Raw genomic sequence first — 24,746 nt, 5'->3', positions numbered from 1 at the left:
TGTGCACCCGGGCATCATGGGGGCGATGCCTGCTCGCCTGAACCCCTTCGTCGCCACCGTGTCGCTGCGTCGCGCCGTCGCCCTCGTCCTGGTGGCCGCCCTGCTGCTGGGCGGGGTGGCCGTGCTGCTGGCCGCCACCTCGAGCGGAGGTACCACCGCCCAGGCCAGGGTGGACACCACGGCCGTGCCCACCACCACGGCCACCGCGGCCGAGCAGGTCTTCACCGCGAGCCAGCCCGGCGACTGCCTCACCTGGACCGCACCCACCGTCAGCGACCTCTCCGTGGTCGACTGCGCCACACCGCACCGCTTCGAGGTGGCCGCCGTCCTCGACCTGAGCACCCGCCCGGAGCCGGAGCTCGCGGCCACCGCGCCGCTGCCGGGCGCTGACACGTTCACCCACCTGCGGGACACCCTGTGCGTGCCCGCCGTTACCAGCTACCTCGGCGGTCGCTTCGACCCGTACGGGCTGTTCACCGTCGGTCTGATCGACCCGGGCGAGCTGGCCTGGGACAGCGGCGAGCGCAGCGTCCGCTGCGGCCTGCAGCACGTCGGCAGCCAGGGTGAGCAGTTCCCCATCGTGGGCCGGGTGTCCGAGCTGGACCAGTCCGACGTGGCCCCGGTCGGCTCCTGCGCGGACATCTCCGCGGCGGGGCTGCCGTCGGACCCGGTGGACTGCCGGCAGCCACACGCCTCGGAGGTGGTGGCGGTGCTGCACCTCGCGGGCCGGTTTCCCGGTGCCTTCCCTGCGGTGGCCGAGCAGGACGCCTTCCTCGACGAGGCGTGCCGCACCGCGGCGGCCGCCGCGCTGGGTGGCCCCGATGCCGCCTCCGCGCGAGGGTTGACGGTGTTCTGGACCAACCTGCGCCCGGAGAGCTGGGCCGCCGGCAGCCGGTCGGTCAGCTGCCTGGTGGGCGCCCGGCTGCCCGCCGGGGGGTTTGCCCCGCTGCTGGGGTCTGCGACGGCGCCGGCCTCCCCTGCGCCAGCCGCCTCCCCGCCGCCTGCCCCGGCGGTCGCCCCGCCCGTGCCGGACGCCACGATCCAGGGCGGCTGAGCCGTGCCGGTGACCATGTCGTCCGAGCGGTTCGAGGAGCTGGTGTCCGACGCGCTCGACCAGATCCCCGCCGCGCTGACCAACGCGATGGACAACGTGGTGGTGCTGGTGGAGGACCGCAACGACGAAGAGCCGACCCTGCTGGGGCTCTACCAGGGAGTGGCCCTCACCGAGCGCGACACCCAGTACTCCGGGATGCTGCCCGACAGCATCACCATCTACCAGCAGGCGCTGCTGGACGTGTGCGCGGACGAGGCCGAGGTGGTCGAGGAGGTCCTGGTGACCGTGGTGCACGAGATCGCCCACCACTTCGGCATCTCCGAGGGGCGGCTGCACGAGCTCGGCTGGGGCTGACCTCCGCCCGGGGCCACTGGCCACCCTGTGTGACCAAACCTGCTGGTACGCAGGTCGTTCAGAGCAATGCTGTTCTCTGTGGAACCACCGGCCAGTGGGGTGCGTCCTTGTTAGGGTCAGGCGGTCACTTCGGGAAGGAACACCATGCCCATGTTGCACGACGGCGGCGGCGGCGCTGCCCCGATCGGACCCACCGTGCCGCTCATGGTCCAGCCAGACCAGCTGCTGACCACCGCCCAGCGCTTCGACGCCATCGCCGACAACCTCGAGCAGGCAGTCAAGGCCCACGGACACCAGCTCCAGGTGGCGCCCGCCGGCGCCGAGGAGGTCTCCCGCCAGGCAGCTGCCGGCTTCAGCAGCCAGGGGCGCGCCGCCGTCCGGGAGATCACCACGAGCGTGCAGGAGCTGCGCGCCGCGGCCCAGGCGTGCCGCACCAGTGCCCAGCAGTACGAGCAGCACGACGTGCTGCAGTCGATCCCGTCCTCCTGACGGACTGAGTCGACCACCAGTCCGTCACCCCTCGCACCCTCGGGAGCAACAGCCACCATGACCACCGGAATCAACTGGGCGTCCCGGCCCACCGTGCAGCTCGTCGGCGACATCAACGGTGGCGCCGGCCCCTCGTCGGCGGTCGAGGCGGCCACCGCCTGGCGCGCGCTCAGTGCTGCGCTCACCCAGGCGGACGAGGACTTCCACAGCGCCATGAAGGTGGCCATGGGCGGATGGGAGGGCCCCGCAGCCGAGGAGGCCCGCAGCGCGCTGAGCCCGTTTGCCGACTGGGCCACCGCGGCCGACGCCATGGCCCACAAGCTGGGCGCCCAGACCGCGCGCCACAGCACCACCTTCCTGGCCACCCGCGCCGCCATGCCCTCCATGCCGGAGGTGGTGGCCACCCAGTCGGTCCGGGACAACCTCATCGACCGCGCCGTCGGACTGATGACGGGGGTGCCCACCCCCGGTGAGGTGGCCGAGGCCAAGGCGGCGACGCAGCAGGCCGAGGCGGTCGCCGCCATGAACCGGTACGACGCCGCGACCAGCTCCACCGCCACCACCGTGCCGCTGCAGCCAGCTCCTCGGCTGACGGCCGGCGTGGTTCCGGTGACCGCGCCTCCCGCTCCGGTCGACCCGGGCCAGGGGGACGGGCGTGCCCCTGGCTACTTCCCGCCGCTGCCCCCCGCCTCACCCGGTTCGGGCAGCGCACCCGGCCAGCCCGGTTCCCCCAGCCCCGGCATCCACCACTTCGAGCCGTCCCCGCAGACCCACCCCGCCGGGGTGGGCGAGCCGCCTCCCGCCGGCGCTGGCCACGGCCCGGGCAGCGGTGGCCACGGCCCGGGCGGCGGTGGGCCAGGCGGGAGCGGGCCAGGCGGAAGCGGCCCGGGGACCAGCACAGGCCCCCAGGGCAGCGGGGGCCCCGGTCACGGCACCGCCCCGGGCGGGTCCAGCGGGGTGGGGGGCGCCGGTTCGGGCGGCCAGCCCGGTGGACCCGGCTCGGCACCCGCTGGCGGCAGCAGCGGGGCGGGGGCCGCAGCCACCGCCGCCGGTGCCGCAGGGCTCGGCGTCGGCGCCCGCGCGGCCGGCGTGTCTCCGTCCACCGGCGCGCTCAGCGGCGGGTCGGGCACGACAGCGGCGGACCAGGGGCGAGCAGGACAGGTCGGCAACGCCGGCGTCGGCAACAGCGTCACCGGCAAGGCGCCCAGCGCTGGCGCCCACGGCCGCCTCGGTCCGGTTGGGCTGGGAGAGGGCGGTGCCCGTGGCCCGGTGGGTTCCGGGGTCAGTGCCGTGGGCGCTCCCGGCGAGACCGGCGCGGCCCGCCCGGGGGGCCCTGCCGCTGGGGCCGCGAGCGAGCCTGGCGCACGCGGTGGCGCCGCGGCCGGAGTCGGTGCGGGCGCCCGCGGAGCCAACGGCCAGGACGACGACGAGCACGCAGTGCCGGACTACCTCAAGGACCTCGATCACTTCACCGACGGCCGGGTGGTCGCACCCCCGGTCATCGGTGCCGACCACCAGCAGTGAGGACAGCCGCCACCGTGGCCGTGGTCGGCCAACCGTGCAGCCTCTCCACCCTCGAGCTGGACCTGCTGTGGGAGCGCCTCGCGCTGGGCGCCTTCCCGCTGGTGCTGCAGCTGCGTCCGCACGGCGACACCTTCGCCGAGCGACACGCCCTGCTGGACGGGGCACGTGCCCAGCTCCAGGACCGCGGCCTGGTGCACGGCACGCACGTCGAGCCACGGCTGGAGGGCTGGCTGCACGCGCTCGCCCGTCCCGACGAGGAGCTGGACGTTCGCTGGCGCGACGGCGAGAAGGAGGTGCGTGCCCTCGTGGTGCGGCAGGACGAGTGCACCGTCCGCGCCGTCCGCCGCGACGACGAGGTGGTGCTGACGCCGATCACCCCCGGCTCCATGGTGGCTGCGGCGGTGGAGGTGCTGCCCACGGTGGCTGCCGCCGCCACGGGCCAGGTGAGCGGGCCCACCGACCAGCTCTCCGCCGCCTACGAGACCTCGGCCCGGTCGGCGGACGCCGGCGTGCAGGCGATGCTGGCGCTGGGCGCCGCGCACGCCGACGCCACGGCGGTGGCCGCAGCCCTGGCGAAGGCAGTGGGCGTTGCGCAGCTCGGCGCAGCGTGCACCACCCGCGGGCGTCGGTGGCGCCACCCCAGCGTGGTCGCGGTGCTGGACACCGAGGTCGGTCGCTACACCTCCACCGAGCGGGCCGCGCCCGACCACCGCATGTGGTCGACCATCCGGCCGGCCAGCCCGGCGCACCTGGTGCGGGCGACCGCCGCGCTGCTGGGCGAGGCCCAGGCGGTCGCGACCCAGTCCACCGGCTCGGCGTTGCGGCTCTGAGCGCGCCCGCTGCGACGGGCTGGTAGCGGTCCGGGGTGGTCTTGGTAGCGGTTGCAGACCGCTCGGGGCGCTGTTGGTGGTACTTGCAGACGCCCCAAGGGCTCAGGCGGGGCCGTGCACCGCGGCGTCGTCCGGCGGGGTGAACGGCGGGGTGTGGGTGTCCCACTGCACGCAGCGCCACCCCCCGTCCAGCGTCGGCTGCAGCACCACCAGCGCGGTGTTGGGCAGGGCGTAGGTGGCGGCGAAGGCGCGGTTGACGTTGGCCAGGTGAGCCGCCACCAGCCGGATCGCCGCGCCGTGGCTGACCACCAGCACGTTCGGCGAGTCCGGGGTCTGCAGGTGCTCCTCCCGCAGCTCCTCCAGCACGGGCACGAACCGGGTCAGCACCTCCCGGCCGCTCTCCCCGTCGGGCATCCGCTCGTCCAGGGCACCCTCGTGCCACGACCCGTACACGCGGATGAACTCCTCGTGCGCCTCGCGGTCCTCCCGGTCCTCCAGCGCCCCGGCGTCGGTCTCGTGCAGCCCCGGCAGCACTCGCAGGTCCAGCCCGGACGTGGTGGCCACCGGTGTCGCCGTCTGCCGGGCGCGGGTCGCCACCGAGCTGACCACCACCGCCTTGGGCACCGGCGCCAGCGTCTGGGCCAGCGCCTGCGCCTGCTGGTGGCCGAGGTCGGTCAGGGGCGCCCCGGGCGGCCGGGAGTCCAGCCGGTGGCGCACGTTGGAGAAGGTCTGCCCGTGCCGAGCCAGGATCAGGCTGCCCTGCGGCAGTCCCACCTGCGCCACCTGCTCGCTCACTCCTGGCCTCCCGTCCGCATGCTGGCGACCCACTGCGCGGCATCGCCCGGCGGCGGGGGAGGTGAGCCCGGGTCGGTCACCGCCGCCGGCCACGAGCCCAGGAAGCGCAGCTCGGTGCAGCGACGGTGCAGCGCCGCGAGCGCCTCCGCCACCACGGGGTCCTCCACGTGGCCGACCCAGTCCAGGTAGAAGCGGTAGGTGCCCATCGCCGTGCGGGTGGGTCGGGACTCGATGCGGGTGAGGTCGATGCCGCGCAGCCCCAGCTCGCTCATCGCCTGCACCAGCGCACCCGGGGTGTTGTCCAGCGTGAGCACCACCGAGGTGCGGTCGGCGCCGGTCCGGGGCGGCGGCGGGCACGGCGGCACCACCAGCACGAAGCGGGTGCGGGCGTCGGCCACGTCGGCCACGCCCTCGGCCAGTGGCTGCAGCCCGAGCTGGCGGCCGACCAGCGCGGTGGCCACGGCAGCGTCGGCGGTGCCCTGCTGCACCTCGTGGGCAGCGGCGGCGGTGGAGCCGCCCACCTGCAGGTCGGCCCAGGGCAGGTGCTCCTGCAGCCAGCCCTGCACCTGCGCGGCCGCGTGCGGGTGGGTGCGCACCGTGCGGACGTCGGCGGCGGCCGTGCCCGGTCGCACCAGCACCGAGAAGCGGATCGCCAGCTCCGTCTCCGCCACCACCTGCAGGCGGCTGCCGCTGGCCAGGGCGTCCAGCGTGGGGGGCACCGAGCCCTCCACCGAGTTCTCTATCGGCACGCAGGCCGCGTCCACCACCCCGTCGCGCACCAGCGCCAGGGCCGCGGGCGGGGTTGCGGCGGGGACCAGCTCGGCGCTGGGGTGGACCAGCTGCCGGCAGGCGGCCTCGGTGAAGGTTCCCGCCGGTCCGAGATAGCTCACGCGCTGCACGTGTCGACCCTACGCAGTGTCGCGCCACCGGTCGCGCAGGCACCGCCGCCCGATACCCGGTCGGCGACACCCGAACTCACCCGGCCCCCGCTCAGGGCAGTGGCTCCAGCCCGGCCTCGGCCAGGTCGGCGGCCACCCGCGACGCGTCGGGGACCTCCACGCTCAGCAGCACCTCGCGCAGCGCCTTCGCCGCCGGGGCCGGCACGGCGCGCACCCGGGCGGCGTCCGGCGCCCGCCAGGCGGTGCGCACGTCGTCGCCACGCAGCGCGGCCACCGTGGCGGCCAGCACTCGCAGCACCCCGGCGGCGTCGTCGGCCCGGGCGATGAAGCCCACCGGGCTGTGGGCCAGGACGGCGAGGAAGTCGGCCACCGTGGCCGGGTCAGCGTCGGCGTCCAGCTGCGGGTGGTGCCCGGCCGCCTCCACCCGGTGCACGTCCGTCAGCACGCTCACCCGCACGGCGCGGGGGCTGGGCAGGTCCACGGCGAGGGCGTCGGGCACCTGCTCCGGCGGTGGACGCAGGGTGTAGCGGACGGCGGTGTGCTCGGGCAGCCCGGCGGGGTCGACGTCGAGCTCCACCACCACCGGTCCGGCGGCCGGGGCTCCGCCGTCAGCGCCTGGGCGGCTCAGCCGGGAGGCGAGCACCACCGGGTGGGCGTGCAGGGGCCCCGCCAGGCGTCGACCGGCGCGGTCGTCCAGCAGCCGGGCCAGCAGCGGATCGCCCGCGCGCGGCTCCGGGACGCCGAGGGTGAGGAAAGTGGCCACCCTGCGACGGTAGCCAGTCCGCACCACCGGCGTGCGCGCGGCTAACGTCGCAGCCGTGACCAGTGCCTGGCTGCGGCCCCCGCCCCCGGTCGCGACGGTGGTGGCCGGCCGCGAGCGTCGGGTGCTGCACTGGGAGATCGCCCTGGTGCTGCTGGTGACGCTGGGCATGTCCGGGCTGCGCAGCCTGGTGTCGCTGCTGGACTCCCTGGCTGCCCCGGCCCCGCTGTCCGACCAGAGCGTGGCCATCAACGTGCCGCAGGCCTCGGCCGACCTGCTCGACCTGGCCGGCCAGCTGCTCAGCATCCTGCGCCTGACCGCGTGGGGTGGGCTCGGCATCTTCCTGCTCTGGCGCGGCGGGCTCGCGCTGCGTGCGGTGGGCCTGGACCGCAGCGCACCGCGGCGCGACCTGCTGTCGGGCGCCGGTCTGGCCGCCCTCATCGGCATTCCCGGGCTGGGCTTCTACCTGGTGACCCGCGCCATCGGCATCAACCTCACCGTGGTCCCCACCGAGCTGGGTGACACCTGGTGGCGGGTGCCGGTGCTGGTGGGCGCGGCCATGGCCAACGCCTGGGCGGAGGAGGCCCTGGTAGTGGCCTACCTGATCACCCGGCTGCGCCAGCTGGGCTGGAGCGAGAACCGCTCCCTGCTGGCCTCGGCGCTGCTGCGCGGCAGCTACCACCTCTACCAGGGCTTCGGCGGGTTCCTGGGCAACGTGGTGCTGGGCCTGGTGTTCGGCCGGGTCTGGCAGCGCACCCACCGCCTGTGGGCGCTGGTGGTCGGCCACGCCCTCATCGACGTGGTGGCCTTCGTCGGGTACGCCCTGCTCGCCCCACACGTGGGGTGGCTGTGAGCAGCACCGTGGGCCCGGTGGACACCGAGGTGGGACGGCTGCGCAGCGTGCTGCTGCACCGCCCCGGCCCCGAGCTGACCCGGTTGACGCCACGCAACACCGACCAGCTGCTCTTCGACGGCCTGCCCTGGGTGGAGCGGGCGCAGCAGGAGCACGACGCCTTCGCCGACCTGCTGCGTGGACGCGGGGTGGAGGTGCTGCTGCTGGCCCAGCTGCTCACCGAGACCCTCACCGGCACCGACGCGCGCATCCGGGGCATCTCCGAGGCCGTGGACGCCCGTCGGCTGGGCACCGGGCTCGCCGAGGCGCTGAGCGAGCACCTGCACCAGCTAGACGCCGCCGAGCTGGCCGGGGTGCTCATGGCCGGGCTGACCTTCGACGAGCTGCCGGTCAGCCGGGCCGCCGCCGGCACGTCGCTGGTGCACCGCATGCACCACGGCAGCGACTTCCTCCTCGCTCCGCTGCCCAACCTGCTGTTCACCCGCGACCCGTCGTTCTGGGTGGGTGAGCGGGTGGCGATCAGCGCGCTGGCCCTGCCCGCCCGGTCGCGGGAGACCGCACTGACCGACCTGGTGTACTGCCACCACCCGCGCTTCGCCGGCTCCGCCCGGGCCTACGGCCACGCCTCGGCGCCGGTGGAGGGTGGCGACGTGCTGCTGCTGGCGCCCGGTGTGCTGGCCATCGGTGTCGGGGAGCGCACCACCCCGGCCGGGGCGGAGGCGGTGGCGCGCAGCGCGTTCAGCGACGGGGTGGCGCACACCGTGCTGGCGGTGCCCATCGCCCAGCAGCGGGCCACCATGCACCTGGACACCGTCTGCACCATGGTCGACCGGGACGCCATGGTGATGTACTCCGCCGTGGTGGACAGCCTCACCGCGTACACGATCCGGCCGGGCCACGACGGGGACCCGGGAGCGGGAACCGTGCTGGTGGGTGGACCGACTCCCTTCCGCAGCGCCGCGGCTGCGGCCATGGGCATCGACCGGTTGCGCGTGATCGACACCGGCAGCGACCCGGTGACCGCCGAGCGTGAGCAGTGGGACGACGGCAACAACACCCTGGCGCTGGAGCCCGGGGTGGTCATCTCCTACGAGCGCAACGTGCGCACCAACGCCCGGCTGAGCGAGGCCGGCGTGGAGGTGCTGCCCATCGCCGGCTCCGAGCTCGGCTCCGGCCGGGGCGGACCCCGCTGCATGTCCTGCCCGCTGGTGCGCGACCCGCTGCCGGGCTGAGGCGCGGCGCACCGGCGCGGGGTGCTTCACGGCCGGACCGGCACCCCCCTGCGTATCGTCGCTGTGCATGGATGGCTGGAATGCGGGCAGAAGTCCGTCGCGAGGTGGTGGCGACGAGCCGACCAGGGCCATGCCACAGGCCCCCCGGGAACGTCCCCGCGCGTGGTCGCAGGTGCCCCCGCAGCCTGGTGCCGGCGCGCGGTCCGACCAGCAGTACCCGCCCACCCGCGTCGGACGGCCCTACGCCGACCAGCCCTACCGTGACCAGCCCCCGGCACAGCCACGCTCCGGTGAGCCGCCCCAGCGCCCGGCCGACCCCCGCCGAGTGGGCGCTGCCCCGCCACGACCCCGACGCCGTCGCCCCCGCTGGGGCCGCCGCATCGGGGTGGTGGCGCTGGTGCTGGTGCTGCTGTTCGTCGGGTTCTTCTTCTACCTCGACTCCAGCCTCAAGCGCACCGAGGCGCTGGAGGACTACCCGGGCCGCGTCGCCGACACGCCGGGCACCAACTGGCTGCTCGTCGGCTCGGACAGCCGGGTGGGCCTCACCCCGGACCAGGAGCAGGCGCTGAACACCGGCAGCGAGTCCGACGCCGGGGGCTCGCGCACCGACACGATCATGCTGCTGCACATCCCGGAGGGCAGCGACAGCCCGACGCTCGTCTCCATCCCGCGCGACTCCGAGCTCACCATCCCCGGCCACGGCAGGGACAAGGTGAACGCCGCGTTCGCGATCGGGGGTGCGCCGCTGCTGGCGCAGACCGTCGAGGTGGCCACCAAGGTGCGCATCGACCACTACGCGGAGATCGGCTTCGGCGGCTTCGCCAACCTCGTCGACGCCGTCGGCGGGGTGAACATGTGCATCGACCCGCCCGGCATGAACGACCCGTTCTCCGGAGCCCGGTTCGAGCCCGGCTGCCAGGACCTCACCGGGGCACAGGCACTGGCCTACGTCCGCAACCGGCACGACTACCCCGACGCCGACGTCACCCGGGTGGCCCACCAGCGGGAGTTCCTCTCCGCGCTGATGGGCAAGGCCTCCAGCGTGGGCACGCTGCTCAACCCGTTCCGGGTGTTCCCGCTGGTCACCAACGGGGTCAGCTCGTTCACCGTGGACGACGGCGACCACCTGTGGCACCTGGCCGCGATGGGCTGGGCCATGCGCGGCGGAATGGTCACCACCACCGTGCCGTTCGACGGCGGGTCGCGGTGGACCTCCGACGCCCCCCGGTTCTGGGCCGCGATCGCCGCGGACGAGCCGGTGCCGAGCGAGCTGCTGACCAAGCCCAGGTAGGCCCGGGCAGCAGCTCGCCGCGGCGTGCGGAAGCTCTAGCGGATGGTGATCTGGCGGGTGCGCAGCCCGTCCCGGGAGCGACGCTGCTCCGCAGTGAGCGGGGCGTCCACCGCCAGGGCCTCGTCCAGGGCCCGGCCCAGCTCGGTGGTGGCCTCGGCCCACTCCTGGGCGTGCCTCTCCCGGTCGAGGTCGAACACCGGCACCAGCAGCCCGTGGGCGCGGAAGGACCCGGCGTAGCGGGAGCCCTCACCGAGGGTGAGCCGGCCCTCGGCGTGCACCCGGGCCAGCGCCAGCATCAGCGCGTCCTCGTCCTCGGGGCGGACCCAGCGCAGGTGCGCCTTCTCCCCGGCGTCCACCCACCAGGCGCTGCGCACGCCGTCGGCCTGCAGCAGCGCGGTGGGCAGGATGGCGTCGTTGGCCCGCTCCAGGCTCAGCGTCACCTCGTCGGTGGGCGTCTGCCCCTCGGGCAGCCACCAGCCGAAGTCGTCGTGCACGGTGATGTCCAGCTCCGCGGTGGGGTCGAGCAGCTCCTGCGCCCGGGGAGCGTGCTCACCGGTGCCGTCCACCATCTGCAGCACCTCGCCGGCCGTGGCCTGGCGCGACCAGGCGATCGCCCCACCTAGGTCGCGGCTGATGTCGTCGGACCGGGTCTGCACCTGCAGGCCGACGATGCCGGTCTCCGGCGGCGTGCCGCCCTCGCCACCGGCACGCACCAGCGCGGCCGAGGCCATCGGCAGCACCGTGCCCAGCAGCACCGGGCGGCCCGACTCGGCCAGCGTCAGCTGCGCGGTGGCGGACGGGACGAACTCCCGCAGCGCCACCAGGTCGCACTCGGCGGCCAGGCCCTCGTAGGGCCGGGAGACCACTACCGGGCGAGGGGCCTTCTCGGTACGGGTGCGCCCTGCTCGGGGCCCCGCCTTGCGTCCACTCTTCTTAGCCACAGGCTCAACCTACAGAGGCCGCACCGGCCCGTCCCCGGCCGCTGTGGTGGTCGGCGGCCGCCTCAGGTGAGCCAGCCCCGCATGGCCTGCGGGTGGTTGGTGGCGATCCAGCCCACGCCCAGCTCCTGGCAGAACGCGGCCTCCTCGGCGGAGTCCACCGTCCAGGTGTAGGTGGCGCGGCCCTGCTCGGCGGCGCGCAGCACCAGGCCGGGGTCGGCGCGCAGCAGGTTGATGCCGGGGCCGACGGCGGTGGCCCCCACCGCGGCCACCGTCAGCGGGGCGAGCGCAGCGGCGGTGCGTCCCAGCAGCACGGTGGGCAGCATGGGCGCCGAGCGCCGCACCCGCCAGACCGCGCTCGGGGAGAAGCTCATCACCACCGCGCGGGCGTGCGCGGCCGAGGGGGGCGACGCCAGGCCGTAGCGGCGCAGCTCCGCCAGCAGCTTGGCCTCCACCAGCCCGCCGTAGCGCACCGGGTGCTTGGTCTCGATGAACAGCCGGGCCGGGCGCGCGTAGTCCGTCACCAGCTCCAGCAGCTGGGCCAGCGTGAGCATGCTGGGAACCGTGTCGGTCTCCTCAGTCTGCGCATCAGCCTCGCCCCGCTCGCCGGCGTCGAGGTCGAGGAGGTCGGCGCGGTGCGAGCCCTCACCCACCAGCTCGTCGGCGCTCTCCGGTACCGGGTCGTGCCAGCTGGTGAAGTCCAGCGCCGCGAGGCCCTCCAGGGTCATCTGGCTCACCACGCCCCGGCCGGTGGAGGTGCGGTCCACCCGGCGGTCGTGCACGCAGACCAGGTGCCCGTCGCGGGTCAGGCGAACGTCGCACTCCAGGGCGTCGGCGCCGTGCTCCAGGGCCAGCTCGTAGGCCTGCAGGGTGTGCTCGGCGCGCACCGCCGACGCCCCTCGGTGCGCCACCACCAGCGGGGTGCGACGCCGGCCGGAGTCCCCGCTCACCACAGGTCGCTGCCCGGGAAGGTCGCTGCTCATGAACCGGTGGCGGCCAGCGCAGGTTCGGTGTCGGTCCGGGCGCCCGGCGCGGGTGCCTCGGTGCGCGGCGCGACGGCCGCACTCGGTGCTGTGGCCACGGCCGGAGCTGCTTCGACGGGGACCGAGGCCACCCAGCGGGTGCGCCGCCGCCGGCGGGAGCCCGCGGCCGGGTCCAGCGCCGCGGTGTGCTCGCGCACCAGCCGCAGCGTCAGCACCACCACGGCGGCAGCCACCACGTCCGACAGCGCCACCAGCAGCACTCCGTCGGCCTGGGCCTGCACGCTGTCGCGCAGCCGCCACAACCACGCCCCGGCGGCCAGCGCCACCGACAGCACCCACCCGGCCCACCACCAGCGCAGCCGTCGGGATGGCCGCGGGCCGTGGCTGTCCGGGTCGATGTCGCGCTCCAGCTCGGTGAGCAGCACACCGGGGGCCACCAGGTTCCAGCCGGGCACGAAGATGCCCAGGGCGATGCTGCGGGCGCTGCGCGCATCGCGGCGGCCGATCCGCTCGGCCGCCGCCGCCCGGGCGCGCACCAGCCACACCGTGCAGACGACCATGGCGAACAGGACGGTGAGCACTGACAGCACGCCGGTGGTGATCACCGCGGCGTCGGAGATGGCCACGGTGGTGGCGCCCAGCAGCTCGGACCGGCTGCGCAGCAGCAGCAGGTAGCGCCACAGCTCGGCCGCCGCGGCCAGCGCCAGCACCACTGCGGCGCCGGTCAGCAGGGCACCGGCGGTGTCAGCCAGTGCAGCCATCCGCTGGCGGGCAGTGGGCGGGCGCGGCACGCTCACCCGCGGCACCGGGGTGTGCGGCATCCCCCAGCGGGGGACGTGCTGGTAGCGGGGGGTGGGGCCGAGCTCGCGGCGCAGCACCACGCGCTCCACCACCCTCGGCGGGGGCTTGGCCACCCACCGCAGCGCCACCGGCGGGGTGGTGGTGGGCGCCGACAGCACGCCGCCACACCGCGGGCACCACTGCATGGGCCGTCCCCGCAGGGGCAGCGCGGCGGCACACCGGTGACAGAACTGCTGCATCAGATCACGGTGGGCTCAGCGCCGGTCTCGCTCACCAGCGGGCGACCGGCGGCCTGCCAGTCCAGCATGCCGCCCTCGACGTTGGTGGCCTGGCGGCCGGCCTGCTGCAGGTAGGCCACCACGCGAGCGGAGCGGCCACCGGCCTTGCAGACCACCTGCAGGTCGGCGTCGGCGGGCAGCTCGTCCAGCCGAGCCGGGATGTCGGCCATCGGCACGTGCACCGCCTCGGGGGCGTGCCCGGCGGCCCACTCGTCGTCCTCGCGGACGTCCAGCAGGACGACCCCCTCGGGCAGCTCGGCGGGAAGATCGGCAACGGTAGTGCTCGGCAGGTCGGTCACCGCTTCATGCTGCCACGCCGGCCCTGCGCGGGCACACGCCCTCGTCCCCGCCCCGGTCCGCGGGGCCGTCGCTACAGGCCGAAGCGGGCCCAGGCGGCGCGCTGCTCCACCGCGCCCACGAGCTCCCCGGCCAGGGCCGCCGCCAGCCCCGCACCGGACAGGGCCCCGCCGAGCACGGCCTCCGCACCGCCACCGGGCAGCCCCAGCCGGGCGGCCAGCGACTTCTTGGCGTGCATGGTGCGCACCGTCGCCCTGGGGTACCGCTCGGCGAGCACCTCGCGCATCACGCCCACCTGGTCGGCCAGGCCCATCTGCACCGCCCGACGGCCGATCCACACGTCGCCGGTGAACAGCTCGTCGTCGGTGCCCACCAGGTTGTCGCCGCGCCGCTCGCGCACCCAGGCGCCGAACTCGCGGTGGATGTCGGCCTGCATGCTCAGCAGCCACTGCACGTCCTCCTCCTTCTCCGGGGAGAAGGGGTCCAGACGGGCCTTGTTCGACCCTGCGGTGTGCAGCCGGCGGTCCACGCCGAGCTTGTCGATCAGGCCCTCCATGCCGAAGCCGGCGCTGACCACCCCGATGCTGCCGACCATGGAGGTGGGCGTGGTGATGATCTCGTCGGCGGCGCAGGCCAACCAGTAGCCACCAGAGGCGGCGACGTCCTCGCAGAACGCCAGGACGGGCACGTCGTGCTCGGCCGCCAGCTGGCGGATGCGGCTGCCGATGAGCTGGCTCTGCGTGGGCGAGCCACCAGGGGAGTTGATGGCCAGCGCCACCGCCTGCACCCCGTCGGCGGTGAAGGCCCGCTTGAGCGCGGCCTCCACGTTGTCGGCGTTCAGCTGCTGGCGGCCCAGCCCGGCCGCTCCGGCGGCGATCACGCCGTGCAGGCGCACCACCGACACCACCGGCGCGTGCTCGCCGGTGAGCCGGGCGGGCAACCGGTCGCTGAGCGGCTTGGGCACGGCAACACTCCAGCTCGTCATGGGAGTCAGGATACGGAGCGCCCGTGCCGCACAGGCTCAGTCGTAGCTGATGTCCTCGCCGTCCACGGGCTCGTCCGGCACCACCACGTCGTCCACCGTCTCGTCGAGCTCCTCTGGCTCCAGCGCCGCGGCCGGGCGGTCGAGCTGCTCGATCGGCTCGATGTCGGGCACCTCCTCGGCCAGGCGCTCGTCCAGGGTCTCGCCCTCGCGCTCCTCAGCGGCGGTGGTGCCGACGCGGTCGGCGCCCAGCCAGTCCTCGGTCGTCTCCGCGATGGTGGTGTCCGACACCGGGTCACCGATCTCGTCGGGGTCCAGGCTCACGCTCGGCTCGAGCATGTCCTCGTTCATTGCGTTGTCGTCTCCAGCCATGCCGTCAAGCCTGCCACGGACCCGGAGACGGCACCGACGGGTGGGTGGAGTCAGCGCAGCAGGCGCGACATCCTGCGGTCGGCCAGCGGCTTGCCCCCGGTCTGGCAGGTGGGGCAGTACTGGAAGGAGCGCTCGGCGTAGGAGACCTCCCGCACGGTGTCCCCGCACACCGGGCAGGCCAGTCCGGTGCGGGCGTGCACCTGCAGGCCGGAGCGCTTCTCCCCCTTCAGCCGGGCCGCGTCCTGGCCCACCGAGCGCTGCACCGCATCGGTGAGCACCGTCTGCATCGCGGCGTGCAGGCGGGCCACCTCGTCGTCGGTGAGCCGGGCGGCGGTGGCGAACGGCGACAGCCGCGCCACGTGCAGAATCTCGTCGGAGTAGGCGTTGCCGATGCCGGCCAGCCACGACTGATTGACGACCAGCGTCTTCAACCGCTCCCGGTGCCCGGCCAGCAGCGGCGCCAGCTCGTCCACGGAGACGCTGAGCGCGTCCGGCCCGAGCTTGGCCACCCCCGGCACCTCGCTCGGATCGGCCACCACCCACACCGCGAGCCGCTTCTGCGTGCCGGCCTCGGTGAGGTCGAAACCGGGGGCACCAGGCGGCTCGCCCAAGTGCACCCGCAGCGCGAGCGGGCCCTTGCCCGGCTTGGGCGGGGTGGCGCTGAGGGAGTCCGACCACCGCAGCCAGCCGGCGCGCGACAGGTGCACCACCAGGTGCAGCCCGTCGCAGTCCAGGTCGAGGTGCTTGCCGTGGCGGGTCGCGCCGGTCACGGTCCGTCCCACCAGGGCGCTCACCGGTGGGTCGAAGGTCTTGAGCACGGTGACGGCGGCGACGTCCACCCGACCGATGACCGCGCCGACGGCGTGCTCGCGCAGGTGGTGGGCCAGCGCTTCTACCTCGGGCAGCTCAGGCACGGACCCAGTGTGCCGCCGCTGGCAGCGGTTGGCCAGAGCAAGCGCTACTGGTGGGTGCTCCCGCTGGTGGTGCCCGGATCCTTCGGCTCGTTGCCGCCCGGGGTGTACTCCGACAGGTTGGGGTTCGAGGACTTCTCGATCGGCTCCGTGCGGGGCTGGTAGGTGGGCCCCACGTGCGCCTCGGTGCGGATCCGGTCCTGCATGTGCGGGTAGTGCAGCTCGAAGGCGGGACGCTCCGACCGGATGCGGGGCAGCTCGGTGAAGTTGTGCCGCGGCGGGGGACAGGTGGTGGCCCACTCCAGGGAGTTGCCGCCGCCCCACGGGTCGTCGACGTCGACCGCCTTGCCGTAGCGATAGCTGACGAAGACGTTCCACAGGAACGGCAGCGTGGAGGCACCGAGGACGAACGCCCCGATGGTGGACACCGTGTTCAGCGTGGTGAAGCCGTCGGAGGGCAGGTAGTCGGCGTAGCGGCGCGGCATGCCCTCGTTGCCCAGCCAGTGCTGCACCAGGAACGTCAGGTGGAAGCCGATGAAGGTCAGCCAGAAGTGGAGCTTGCCCAGCTTCTCGTCCAGCATCCGGCCGGTCATCTTGGGGAACCAGTAGTAGATGCCGGCGTAGGTGGCGAAGACGATGGTGCCGAAGAGCACGTAGTGGAAGTGCGCCACCACGAAGTAGCTGTCAGTCACGTGGAAGTCGATCGGCGGGGCGGCCAGCAGCACCCCGGTGAGGCCACCCAGCAGGAAGGTCACCAGGAAGCCGATCGCGAACAGCATGGGTGACTCGAAGGTGATCTGCCCCTTCCACACGGTGCCGATCCAGTTGAAGAACTTCACGCCGGTGGGCACGGCGATGAGGAAGGTGGTGAAGGCGAAGAACGGCAGCAGCACCGCGCCGGTGGCGTACATGTGGTGCGCCCACACCGCGGCCGAGAGGGCCCCGATGGCCAGGGTGGCGAAGATGAGCCCCTTGTAGCCGAAGATCGGCTTGCGGGAGAACACCGGGAAGATCTCGCTCACGATGCCGAAGAACGGCAGCGCCACGATGTAGACCTCGGGATGACCGAAGAACCAGAACAGGTGCTGCCACAAGATCGCCCCACCGTTGGCGGGGTCGAAGATGCGCGAATCGAGGTTTCGGTCGCTCGCCAGCGCCAGCAGCGCGGCGGTGAGGATGGGAAACGCCAACAGGATCAGCACCGCCGTGATGAGGATGTTCCAGGTGAAGATCGGCATCCGGAACATCGTCAAGCCGGGGGCGCGCAGGCAGACCACGGTGGTGATCATGTTGACCGCACCGAGGATGGTGCCCAGGCCGGCGATGGCCAGGCCCATGATCCACAGGTCGGCGCCGGCACCCGGCGAGCTCTCCACCGACGACAGTGGCGTGTAGGCCGTCCAGCCGTAGTCAGCGGCACCACCAGGGGTGATGAACCCACCCAGGGTGATCAGTCCACCGAACAGGAACAGCCAGTACGAGAAGGCGTTCAGCCGCGGGAACGCCACGTCCGGCGAGCCGATCTGCAGCGGCACGATGTAGTTGGCAAAGCCGAACACCACCGGAGTGGCGTACAGCAGCAACATGATCGTGCCGTGCATGGTGAACAGCTGGTTGTACTGCTCGTAGGAGAGGAACTGCATCCCCGGCCGGGCCAGCTCGGCCCGCATGAACAGGGCCATGGCCCCGCCGACCATGAAGAACGCGAACGCCGTGACCAGGTACATCAGCCCGATCGTCTTGGGATCGGTGGTGCTGAAGTACTTGACGATGGCGCTGCCCTTGGGCGCGACCCGGGCCGGGTAGGGGCGGGTGACGACCGGCCGCGGGGCGACCTCGGTCATGACTGCTCGGGCATGGTCGGACGGACCGCCCTAGCGGCGGCTGCACCCACGACACACTGCATCGGCCCTCCAAGGAGGCTCGCACGGCGACAGGCACCCCAAGGTAGCCCCGTCGCCGTGCGCCGGCCATCCGAAAAGACGGCCCGATCAGCGGTTACACCGCGCCGAGACCCACCGGGCAGGACACCCCGGTCCCGCCGATCCCGCAGTAGCCGTTGGGGTTCTTGGCCAGGTACTGCTGGTGGTAGTCCTCGGCGTAGTAGAAGCCGCCACCCCCAGCCTCGGTCAGCAGCGCTGTCTCGGTGGTGATCTCGCCGTAGCCCGCCTTGGCCAGCTCAGCCTGGTAGGACTCCTGGGACTTGCGGGCGGCCTGCAGCTGCGCCTCGTCCATGGCGTAGATGGCGGAGCGGTACTGGGTGCCGCGGTCGTTGCCCTGACGCATGCCCTGCGTGGGGTCGTGGTTCTCCCAGAACACCCGCAGCAGCTGCTCGTAGCTGATCTGGGCCGGGTCGAAGACGATCAGCACCGACTCGGCGTGCCCGGTGCGCCCGGTACAGGTCTCCTCGTAGGTGGGGTTGGGGGTGTGGCCACCGGCGTAGCCGACGGCGGTGGTGTACACCCCGTCCAGCTCCCAGAAGACGCGCTCGGCACCCCAGAAGCAGCCCATCGCCACCACGGCGGTGGCCATGCCGTCGGGAAACGGCGGGTGCAGCGGACGGCCGTTGACGTAGTGCGTCTCGCCGGCGCGCACCGGCGTGTCCCGCCCGGGCAGCGCGTCACCGGGGGCGATCACGGTGGATGGGGACCCGAACATGCTGTCGAACCAGGACATTGCGACACCCTACGTCGATCGGACGGCAGGTCGTCGACGATCTGCGCCTGCCGGCACGGTTGTGCGTGCACAATGTCAACAGTCCACGACGGGGCTGCTATTCCGTGCCTGCACAGCCTCGCACCAGACCTGCACCCCGCCCGAAGCACGACAAGCCCCTGCACCGCGACGCGCATGCACGGCAGAAGGAGGCACAGTGGCGCTGCACGACGAGCTGAGCAGGCTCGACTCCGAGGTCGCCGCCGGCCGCATCTCCACCGAGCAGTTCCGCCAGCAGCGCGACCTGCTGCTCGCCGCCGCGGGCAGCGGACCGGCCTCGGGCGGCCCCTTCCCGCCGCCGTTCCAGTGGCCCGACGGTGCCGGCGCTCCTGCCGCCGGTGGTGTGGGTGCTGGCGCCACCGCTGAGGACCGCACCCAGGTGGTGCGCCGGCCGGCACCCGCCGCGAGCACCCCCGCCGAGACGGACACCAGCGACCGCACCCAGGTGGTCCCCCGCCGCGGCCCCACCGCCAGCAGCACGCCCGCCGAGGACCGCACCCAGGTGGTGCGCCGGCCCGCCGGTGCCACGGCACCGACCGCCCGGGCCGCTGCCGGACCGGCGGCCCGACCAGGTTCGGCAGCGCCCACCGGCGACGCCGACCGCACCCAGATGGTCCGTTCCGCACCGTCGGGCTACTCCACCGTCGGGGCTCCCCCCTGGGCCCGCGGCGGCGTCGGTCCCCAGCGCGGACCGAGCGGCTCCAGCCCGGCCGGCGCAGAGGGCAACCTGCCGCCGTGGACGCTGGGGCAGCAGCCGCAGGCCGCACCGCAGCGCGTGGGCGCCCACAGCGACGCAGCCCCCTTCGCCGGGCCCGCCTCCCCCAGCCGGCGCTGGCTGGTGCCGGTGGCGGTGCTGGTGGTGCTCGCCATCGTTCTGGCCCTCTGCCTGGTGCTCTTCCTCTGACCGCCCTCCCCCGCGTCGACTGGCTGCGCGCGCCCCGGGGCGAGGAACCGGTGGTCCTGGTGCTGCCCGGCGGCAGGGCCAGCTCGCGGGCCCAGCCCATGCCCCTCGGACTGGCCCGGCTGCGGATGCTGCCCCTTGCCCGCGCCGTGCAGCGGGCGCTGCCTGACGTCGCGGTGGGCACCGTCCGCTACCGCTACCGCGGCTGGAACGGACACCACCAGGACCCCGTGCACGACGTGCGGGCCGTGCTCGCCGAGCTGGTCGGCACCTCTCCGGTGGTGCTGCTGGGCCACTCCATGGGCGGGCGCACCGCGGTCGCCGCCGCCGCCCACCCCCGCGTGGCCGGCGTGGTGGGTCTGGCGCCCTGGCTGCCCGACGGGGAGAGCGTGTCCACCGTGCGCGGGCGCACCGTGGTGCTCGCCCACGGAGACCAGGACCAGCTGGTGCCCGCCCGGCTCTCCGCCCGCTGGGCCGAGCGCGCCCAGGGCGTCCCCGACCGGCTCGCCCGCTTCGTGGTGACCGGCGACAGCCACGCCATGCTGCGCAGAGCCCGCTGGTGGACCTCGCTGGCGGTGTGGGGCTGCCGCGCCGCGCTGGGCCGAGAGGTCGACCCCGTGCTGCAGGCCGCCTTTGACGCCGGGGCCCAGGGCGAGCTGGCGCACCCCGGCTGACCCCTTTGCCCTCGGCGCCGCGGTGGCGGCTGGAAGTCGCTGCCGCGGGCTCGGGAGCGCAAGATGAGCGGCGTGCTGGATCTGGCTGAGGTGCGCGCGGGCGGCAGGGCGCCGGTGATCGGGCTCGGCCGGCCGTGACCCAGCGGGGATGGGTGGCGCTGGCGCTGGCCGGCTCGCTGCTGCTGCCGGCGTGCACCGGCTCGGACACCTCTTCCTCCACCGCGTCGCAGACCCCCGCCCCCGGCAACCCCCCGGTGGCCGACGGTCCCGCCGAGCCAGGGCTGGCACCCGCCCCGAGCGTCGCCCCGGTCGGCCGCACCATCGCGGTGGGCAACAACCCGGAGGCCGTGGTGGTGGGCAGCGACGGCACTGCGGCGGTGGGGCTCAAGGGCCCCGACGGCATCGCCCTGGTGGACGTGGCCGCGGGCACGGTGCGCCAGGTGGTGCCCACCGACGGCGGTGCCCCGCGCCACCTCGACCTGGCCGCCCCTGGGGGGCCGGTGCTCGCGCCGCTGGAGCAGAACGACACGGTGCTGGAGGTCAGCCTGGCCGACGGGGCCGTGCTGCGCCGCACCACGGAGGTTGGCCGCAACCCGCACAACGCCGTGCGCACCGCCGACGGCACGGTGGTGGTGAACAACGAGCTCGGCGGCGGCGTGGTGTTCCTGCGCGAGGGCGCCGTCGTCGGTGAGCTGCCCGCCGGACCACCGCAGCCGGGCGGGCTCGCCGCCGTGGGCGGGTACGCAGTGGTCTCCGACGTCCGCGGCCAGGGGTTGTGGGTCTACGACGCCGCGCAGCGGACGCTGGTGGCCCAGACGCCGCTGGGCACCCAGCTCACCCACACCATCGCGCTGGCCGCACCCGGGCAGACCCAGGGCACCGGCAGCGCAGCGGGCGTGGTCGCCGTGGCCGACACGGTGGGCGAGGCGGTGTACCTGGTGCGCGTGGCCCCGCCCGACCACCGCCAGGGCCGCCCCGACGTGCAGCTGCAGGTGCTGGCCCGGATCGCGGCGACAGGGAGGCCGTACGGCCTGGCCTACGACGCCGCCAGAGCGTTGCTGTTCATCACCCGCACCGCCGACAACCAGCTGGCGGTGGTGGACGTGGCCGACCCGCGGGCGCCGCGCACCCTGGGGACGCTGCCCACGGTGCGCCAGCCCAACTCGGTGGCGGTGGATCCTGCCTCGGGGGAGGTCCTGGTGGCGGGCAACACCGACGGACTGCTGCAGGTGATCCCCCAGGACCAGGTGCCCTCGCGCTGAGCCAGCGCCACCCGTCCGTGCCTCAGGCTCGGTCCGCGCCGGTGCGGGCGCGCAGCCGCCGCAGCTCCCAGGTCCGCTCGTCCGGTCCCAGCACCCGCAGGACCCGGGCGTAGGTGCGGTGCTGGCGCCAGGTGCTCCCGCACACCACCGCCGCCCCGACCGGGAACACCACCAGACCAGGCACGGCCGAGCCCGGCACCGCACCGCCCAGCAGCACCACCAGCAGGTAGACCACCGTCGCGGCGACCAGACCCGCGGCCAGCAGCTGCGCGGGTCGGCGCTGCTCCAGGCGCACCCAGGCATATCGGCGGGCCAGCTCCCGCTCGGTGGCGTCGGTGCGGGGCAGCCGGCCGGAGTCCACGTCGGACTGCACGGCCCGCAGCCATCCGGGGCCGCTCTCCCAGCCCAGTCGCTCGGCCAGGGCCTGGGTCTGCCCGGGCTCGGCCGCCACCACCACCGCACCCGCTGCCGCGCCAGCCAGCACGCACAACAGCGTCACCCACCAGCTGCCACCGGAAGCGGCCAGCCCGACAGCGCCCAGGTACACCAGGCCCACCACCGCGGCACCGAGCGCGCGAACCCGTCGGGGTGCGGCGACCAGGCGCGTGCGCAGCCCCACCCGGTCGGGGGCGGTCGGCGGCGCGGTGCGGCGGGCCGGCCGGGCCCCGCTCGGGCGGCGGCCAGGGGGACGGGGCGCACGGGTGCTCATCGGATGGAGCTCGGCGGGCGCAGCGGACGGTCGATCACGCCAGGGAAGGCCGGGCGCGGGGTGTGCGGGGCGGGGAAGAGGGTGACCGCGAAGCTGCCGTAGCGCACGGTGTCGCCGGCGGTTGCCATGCGGACCTGAGTGGCGTCCGGGCCGTGTCCAGCACCGAGCACCGCAGAGCTGTTGTCGCGCAACAGGACGCTGGAGACGCCGAGGAAGGTGGCCCGCACCCGGGTGAGGGTACGGGCCGGGGTCATGGCCGCAGGATGATCTTGCCGTGGGTGTGTCCGGTGAGGATCTTGCGGTGTGCGTCGGCGGCCCGGCTCAGTGGGAAGGTCTCGTCCACCACCACGGTCAGCGCACCCTCCTCGGCCAGGGCGACCAGCTCCATGCGGGCGGCGTCGCGCAGCGCGGTGCCGGGGTCGGCGCCGGGACCGTTGCCCAGCACCTTGATGCCGGTGTCACCGCGGCCGAACGCGGCAATGGTGGCCACCCGGGCCGGGCTGCCCACCAGCTGCAGCGACACGTCCACCGCCTCGTCGCCGCCCACCGTGTCCACCGCGGCCTGCACCCCGTGCGGAGCGAGCTCGCGGACCCGCTCGGCCAGCCCGGCGCCGTGCTCCACCGGCTCCGCGCCCAGGGAGCGGAGCAGGTCGTGCTGCGCGGATCCGGCCGTGCCGATGACGGTGGCGCCCCACGCCCGGGCGATCTGCACCGCCATCAGGCCCACCCCGCCCGCGGCGCCGTGCACCAGCACCGTCTCACCCGCGGCCACCCGGGTGGCGGTCAGCGCGTGCACGGCGGTGGTGCCGGTCAGCATCAGCCCGGCAGCCTGGTCCCAGCTGTAGTGGTGGGGCCGGGGCAGCACCGCGCGGCCGGGGACGAACACCTCCTCGGCGTAGCCGCCGCCCACCCGGTAGCCGATCACCGCGTCTCCCACCGACACCGACCCGGCGGGGCCGACCGCGCCGCCCGGGCCGACCGCCTCCACCACGCCGGAGACCTCGAAGCCGAGCCGCATCGGCAGCTTGGCGGCGTCGTCGCCCATCTGGCCGCTGTAGAGCTTGACGTCGATGGGGTTGACCCCCGCGGCGTGCACCCGCACCCGGGCCACCCCCGGTGCAGGCTCGCGGATCTCCTCGTCGTACTCCGCCAGCACCTCGGGTCCGCCGTAGGCCGTGGCTGCCACGTAGGTCGTCATGCACTGTGAAACAGATCACGGACGGTGGCTGTTCCCGCGCGGGCTGGCACTCGACACGCCTTGTGTGCCAGCGGGGTCCGCGTCCAGGATGTCCCCTCGCCGTGGAGGAGGTCCGTGATGCCCGGACAGACGAGCGCCAACGTCGAGGTCGCACCGCTGCACGTGGGTGGTGAGCTGCGCGGATTCATGGTCAGCGGCCGGTGGCCGGCCTCCACCCGGGAGTGGACCCAGCTGCTGGTGCTGGCCGTGCGCACCGCCGCGGTGCCGGGGCTGCTGCCCACCACCACGGTCTTCGGCGTGCACGAGGAGTGCCCCGACGATCCCGACCTGCGCGCGGTGGGCATGGTGACCGCGGAGGGCCCGGTGCTGGGCGAGGGCGCGGTGCAGCCCGGCCGCTTCGCCGGACACCAGCCGCCCGCGCTGCTGATGCTGCACCCGCCGTCGGAGACCACCCCGTCGCTGCCCGAGTGCGCCGGGGTGGCCTCGGGGTGCCTGCTGCTGCCGGGCATTCCGTACCTGGGGCTGGCGCACCGGGCAGCGTGGGTGGAGACCGAGCCCGGCGGGACGATCACCGGGCTGATCAGCCGCGACGGGGTCGATCCCAGCCGTGACCCGGACACCGCCGTGCTGGCGATGCTGCTCGCCGCCTAGCCCTCCGACGCGGTGCGCTAGAGGCCGATCCGCTCCCGCACGCCGTCGGTGAGGGTGCGGACGGTGGACACCGGGCGGAAGGCGCGGGCGGCGTCGGTGAGCGCCGTTCGGGCGTCGGCGGGCAGCTCCAGGTCGGCGGCGGCCACGTTGAACTCCAGCTGCTCCACGCTGGACGCCCCGGGAATCACCACCACCTGCGGCAGGCTGAGCAGCCACGCCAGCGCCACCTGGGCGGGCTTGGCGTCCACCCCGGCGGCCACCTCGCGCAGGGTGTCCAGCAGCGGCGCCACCCGGCGCAGGTTCTCGGTGCCGAACAGCGGGTTGGCCGCCCGCACCCCACCGGGCCGGTTGGCCACGCTGTACTTGCCGCCGAGCAGCCCCTGGGCCAGCGGGCTGTACGCCATCACCATGCGGTTCTCCCGCTTGGCGAAGGGCACCAGGTCCTCCAGCGGGTCGGCGTGGGCCAGGGAGAACTGCACCTGGTTGCTCACCACGGGCTGCCCCAGCGCCTCGTCGGCCTTGCGCCAGCGCTGCAGCGAGTAGTTGGACACGCCCACCGCCCCGATGCGGCCCTCCTCCAGCAGGCTGCGCATCCCCGGCATGATCACCGAGTCCGGCACCACCGGGTTGGGCTGGTGCACCTGGTACAGCGGGATGGAGCTCAGCTCCAGCCGCTTGGCGCTGCCCTCCGCCCGGCGCCGCACGAGGGGCGGGAACGGCGCCACCGGGAACACCTTGCTGGCCACCACCACCTCGGCGCGCTCAGCCCCCAGCGCCTCGGCCAGGATCCGCTCGCTCTTGCCGAAGCCGTACACCTCGGCGGTGTCGAACAGCGTCACGCCCAGCTCGCGAGCCCGCCGCACGATGTCGCGGGCGGCCCCGGAGGCGTAGCCGTCGCCGTAGCCCCACTCCTTGGAGCCGAACTGCCACGTACCCAACCCCACTCGGCTGACCGGACCAAGACCGCTGACCTCCAGGAACTTCATGGCCCCA

Annotated in this window: 28 protein-coding genes; 12 read left to right on the top strand and 16 right to left on the bottom strand. The window is 74.3% G+C overall.

The features are described from left to right. Positions 1 to 25 precede the first annotated feature (25 nt). The 5 genes from ELX43_RS00515 to ELX43_RS00495 all read left to right on the top strand — a co-directional run bounded on the left by ELX43_RS00515 (position 26) and on the right by ELX43_RS00495 (position 4,251). Entirely contained in the window at positions 26 to 1,054 is a 1,029-nt protein-coding gene (locus ELX43_RS00515) for a septum formation family protein (RefSeq protein WP_127781663.1), read from the top strand. Positions 1,055 to 1,057: 3 nt separating this feature from the next. Beyond that, positions 1,058 to 1,408, top strand: coding sequence for a metallopeptidase family protein (locus ELX43_RS00510; protein WP_127781662.1), 351 nt, complete (start codon positions 1,058 to 1,060; stop codon positions 1,406 to 1,408). 144 nt (positions 1,409 to 1,552) lie between these two features. Continuing rightward, entirely contained in the window at positions 1,553 to 1,897 is a 345-nt protein-coding gene (locus ELX43_RS00505; protein WP_127781661.1) for a PE family protein, read from the top strand. A gap of 57 nt (positions 1,898 to 1,954) precedes the next feature. After that, the gene (locus ELX43_RS00500; protein WP_127781660.1) at positions 1,955 to 3,421 is read left to right on the top strand and encodes a PPE domain-containing protein; all 1,467 of its coding nucleotides are present in this window, start codon (positions 1,955 to 1,957) and stop codon (positions 3,419 to 3,421) included. Between the two features lie 14 nt (positions 3,422 to 3,435). Next, positions 3,436 to 4,251, top strand: a complete 816-nt coding sequence (locus tag ELX43_RS00495) for an ESX secretion-associated protein EspG (protein ID WP_164860534.1) — start codon at positions 3,436 to 3,438, stop codon at positions 4,249 to 4,251. 102 nt (positions 4,252 to 4,353) lie between these two features. Here ELX43_RS00495 and ELX43_RS00490 read toward each other — a convergent pair whose 3' ends face one another. From ELX43_RS00490 to ELX43_RS00480, 3 genes are all read right to left on the bottom strand, one after another. Continuing rightward, positions 4,354 to 5,046, bottom strand: a complete 693-nt coding sequence (locus tag ELX43_RS00490) for a histidine phosphatase family protein (protein WP_241249485.1) — start codon at positions 5,044 to 5,046, stop codon at positions 4,354 to 4,356. Beyond that, positions 5,043 to 5,945: a prephenate dehydratase gene (pheA, locus tag ELX43_RS00485; protein ID WP_127781658.1), complete on the bottom strand. Its 903-nt coding sequence runs from the start codon at positions 5,943 to 5,945 to the stop codon at positions 5,043 to 5,045. Before pheA ends, ELX43_RS00490 begins: the two co-directional genes overlap by 4 nt. 91 nt (positions 5,946 to 6,036) lie before the next feature. Continuing rightward, on the bottom strand, positions 6,037 to 6,708 hold the full coding sequence (locus ELX43_RS00480) for a hypothetical protein (protein ID WP_127781657.1): 672 nt from the start codon (positions 6,706 to 6,708) through the stop codon (positions 6,037 to 6,039). Positions 6,709 to 6,763: 55 nt separating this feature from the next. On the opposite strand from ELX43_RS00480, the gene ELX43_RS00475 reads away from it, so the two are divergent. The 3 genes from ELX43_RS00475 (at position 6,764) to ELX43_RS00465 (ending at position 10,081) form a co-directional block, all read left to right on the top strand. Beyond that, positions 6,764 to 7,558 (top strand): CPBP family intramembrane glutamic endopeptidase, encoded by a 795-nt coding sequence (locus ELX43_RS00475; RefSeq protein WP_241249483.1) that lies wholly within the window; start codon positions 6,764 to 6,766, stop codon positions 7,556 to 7,558. Then, positions 7,555 to 8,790: an arginine deiminase gene (locus ELX43_RS00470; protein WP_127781655.1), complete on the top strand. Its 1,236-nt coding sequence runs from the start codon at positions 7,555 to 7,557 to the stop codon at positions 8,788 to 8,790. The genes ELX43_RS00475 and ELX43_RS00470 overlap by 4 nt, the downstream gene beginning before the upstream one ends. A 172-nt stretch (positions 8,791 to 8,962) precedes the next feature. Beyond that, positions 8,963 to 10,081, top strand: coding sequence for an LCP family protein (locus ELX43_RS00465; protein WP_241249474.1), 1,119 nt, complete (start codon positions 8,963 to 8,965; stop codon positions 10,079 to 10,081). Positions 10,082 to 10,116: 35 nt separating this feature from the next. Here the strand turns inward: ELX43_RS00465 and ELX43_RS00460 are convergent, their stop codons facing one another. The 9 genes from ELX43_RS00460 to msrA form a co-directional block, all read right to left on the bottom strand. Continuing rightward, entirely contained in the window at positions 10,117 to 11,022 is a 906-nt protein-coding gene (locus ELX43_RS00460) for a DUF5926 family protein (protein WP_127781653.1), read from the bottom strand. 62 nt (positions 11,023 to 11,084) lie between these two features. Beyond that, the gene (locus tag ELX43_RS00455) at positions 11,085 to 11,969 is read right to left on the bottom strand and encodes a glycerophosphodiester phosphodiesterase family protein (protein WP_241249472.1); all 885 of its coding nucleotides are present in this window, start codon (positions 11,967 to 11,969) and stop codon (positions 11,085 to 11,087) included. Between the two features lie 29 nt (positions 11,970 to 11,998). Further along, complete coding sequence (locus tag ELX43_RS00450; RefSeq protein WP_127781651.1) at positions 11,999 to 13,042, bottom strand: DUF4328 domain-containing protein; 1,044 nt, start codon at positions 13,040 to 13,042, stop codon at positions 11,999 to 12,001. Beyond that, positions 13,042 to 13,380 carry a rhodanese-like domain-containing protein gene (locus ELX43_RS00445; protein WP_127781650.1) on the bottom strand — a complete coding sequence of 113 codons (339 nt, stop codon included), beginning with the start codon at positions 13,378 to 13,380 and terminating at the stop codon, positions 13,042 to 13,044. Before ELX43_RS00445 ends, ELX43_RS00450 begins: the two co-directional genes overlap by 1 nt. Before the next feature lie 71 nt (positions 13,381 to 13,451). Further along, positions 13,452 to 14,363, bottom strand: coding sequence for a S49 family peptidase (locus ELX43_RS00440; RefSeq protein ID WP_127781649.1), 912 nt, complete (start codon positions 14,361 to 14,363; stop codon positions 13,452 to 13,454). A gap of 36 nt (positions 14,364 to 14,399) precedes the next feature. Then, entirely contained in the window at positions 14,400 to 14,732 is a 333-nt protein-coding gene (locus ELX43_RS00435; RefSeq protein ID WP_127781648.1) for a hypothetical protein, read from the bottom strand. 50 nt (positions 14,733 to 14,782) lie between these two features. Further along, the gene (locus ELX43_RS00430) at positions 14,783 to 15,646 is read right to left on the bottom strand and encodes a DNA-formamidopyrimidine glycosylase family protein (protein ID WP_127781647.1); all 864 of its coding nucleotides are present in this window, start codon (positions 15,644 to 15,646) and stop codon (positions 14,783 to 14,785) included. A gap of 44 nt (positions 15,647 to 15,690) precedes the next feature. Next, positions 15,691 to 17,487, bottom strand: coding sequence for a cytochrome c oxidase subunit I (gene ctaD, locus ELX43_RS00425; RefSeq protein ID WP_127781646.1), 1,797 nt, complete (start codon positions 17,485 to 17,487; stop codon positions 15,691 to 15,693). 154 nt (positions 17,488 to 17,641) lie between these two features. Beyond that, entirely contained in the window at positions 17,642 to 18,319 is a 678-nt protein-coding gene (gene msrA / locus ELX43_RS00420) for a peptide-methionine (S)-S-oxide reductase MsrA (RefSeq protein ID WP_127781645.1), read from the bottom strand. Positions 18,320 to 18,515: 196 nt separating this feature from the next. Here msrA and ELX43_RS00415 point away from each other — a divergent pair, with 196 nt between their 5' ends. The 3 genes from ELX43_RS00415 (at position 18,516) to ELX43_RS00405 (ending at position 21,195) form a co-directional block, all read left to right on the top strand. Next, a complete protein-coding gene (locus ELX43_RS00415; protein WP_127781644.1) occupies positions 18,516 to 19,262 on the top strand; it encodes a hypothetical protein in 747 nt (248 codons plus the stop codon). 50 nt (positions 19,263 to 19,312) lie between these two features. Continuing rightward, positions 19,313 to 19,933, top strand: coding sequence for an alpha/beta fold hydrolase (locus ELX43_RS00410; protein WP_206518063.1), 621 nt, complete (start codon positions 19,313 to 19,315; stop codon positions 19,931 to 19,933). Positions 19,934 to 20,067: 134 nt separating this feature from the next. Then, positions 20,068 to 21,195 carry a hypothetical protein gene (locus tag ELX43_RS00405; protein WP_127781643.1) on the top strand — a complete coding sequence of 376 codons (1,128 nt, stop codon included), beginning with the start codon at positions 20,068 to 20,070 and terminating at the stop codon, positions 21,193 to 21,195. A 22-nt stretch (positions 21,196 to 21,217) separates the two neighbouring features. Here ELX43_RS00405 and ELX43_RS00400 read toward each other — a convergent pair whose 3' ends face one another. Genes ELX43_RS00400 through ELX43_RS00390 form a run of 3 tightly spaced genes read right to left on the bottom strand, consistent with a single transcriptional unit; the run spans position 21,218 to position 23,102 of the window. Then, on the bottom strand, positions 21,218 to 21,904 hold the full coding sequence (locus ELX43_RS00400; RefSeq protein ID WP_127781642.1) for a hypothetical protein: 687 nt from the start codon (positions 21,902 to 21,904) through the stop codon (positions 21,218 to 21,220). Beyond that, complete coding sequence (locus ELX43_RS00395; RefSeq protein WP_127781641.1) at positions 21,901 to 22,158, bottom strand: hypothetical protein; 258 nt, start codon at positions 22,156 to 22,158, stop codon at positions 21,901 to 21,903. The genes ELX43_RS00400 and ELX43_RS00395 overlap by 4 nt, the downstream gene beginning before the upstream one ends. Further along, positions 22,155 to 23,102, bottom strand: coding sequence for an NADP-dependent oxidoreductase (locus ELX43_RS00390; RefSeq protein WP_127781640.1), 948 nt, complete (start codon positions 23,100 to 23,102; stop codon positions 22,155 to 22,157). Before ELX43_RS00390 ends, ELX43_RS00395 begins: the two co-directional genes overlap by 4 nt. A 117-nt stretch (positions 23,103 to 23,219) precedes the next feature. Between ELX43_RS00390 and ELX43_RS00385 the strand changes: the two genes are divergently transcribed. Continuing rightward, complete coding sequence (locus tag ELX43_RS00385) at positions 23,220 to 23,753, top strand: peptidase (protein ID WP_127781639.1); 534 nt, start codon at positions 23,220 to 23,222, stop codon at positions 23,751 to 23,753. A 17-nt stretch (positions 23,754 to 23,770) separates the two neighbouring features. On the opposite strand, the gene ELX43_RS00380 is transcribed toward ELX43_RS00385, so the two are convergent. Next, on the bottom strand, positions 23,771 to 24,739 hold the full coding sequence (locus tag ELX43_RS00380) for an aldo/keto reductase (protein ID WP_127781638.1): 969 nt from the start codon (positions 24,737 to 24,739) through the stop codon (positions 23,771 to 23,773). Between the last annotated feature and the right edge of the window lie 7 nt (positions 24,740 to 24,746).

Origin of the sequence: Rhodococcus sp. X156, from assembly GCF_004006015.1 — a bacterium.
Lineage (GTDB): Bacteria > Actinomycetota > Actinomycetes > Mycobacteriales > Mycobacteriaceae > X156.
Note: the sequence above shows the minus strand (reverse complement) of the source record. Positions and strands in the feature narration are given on the sequence as shown.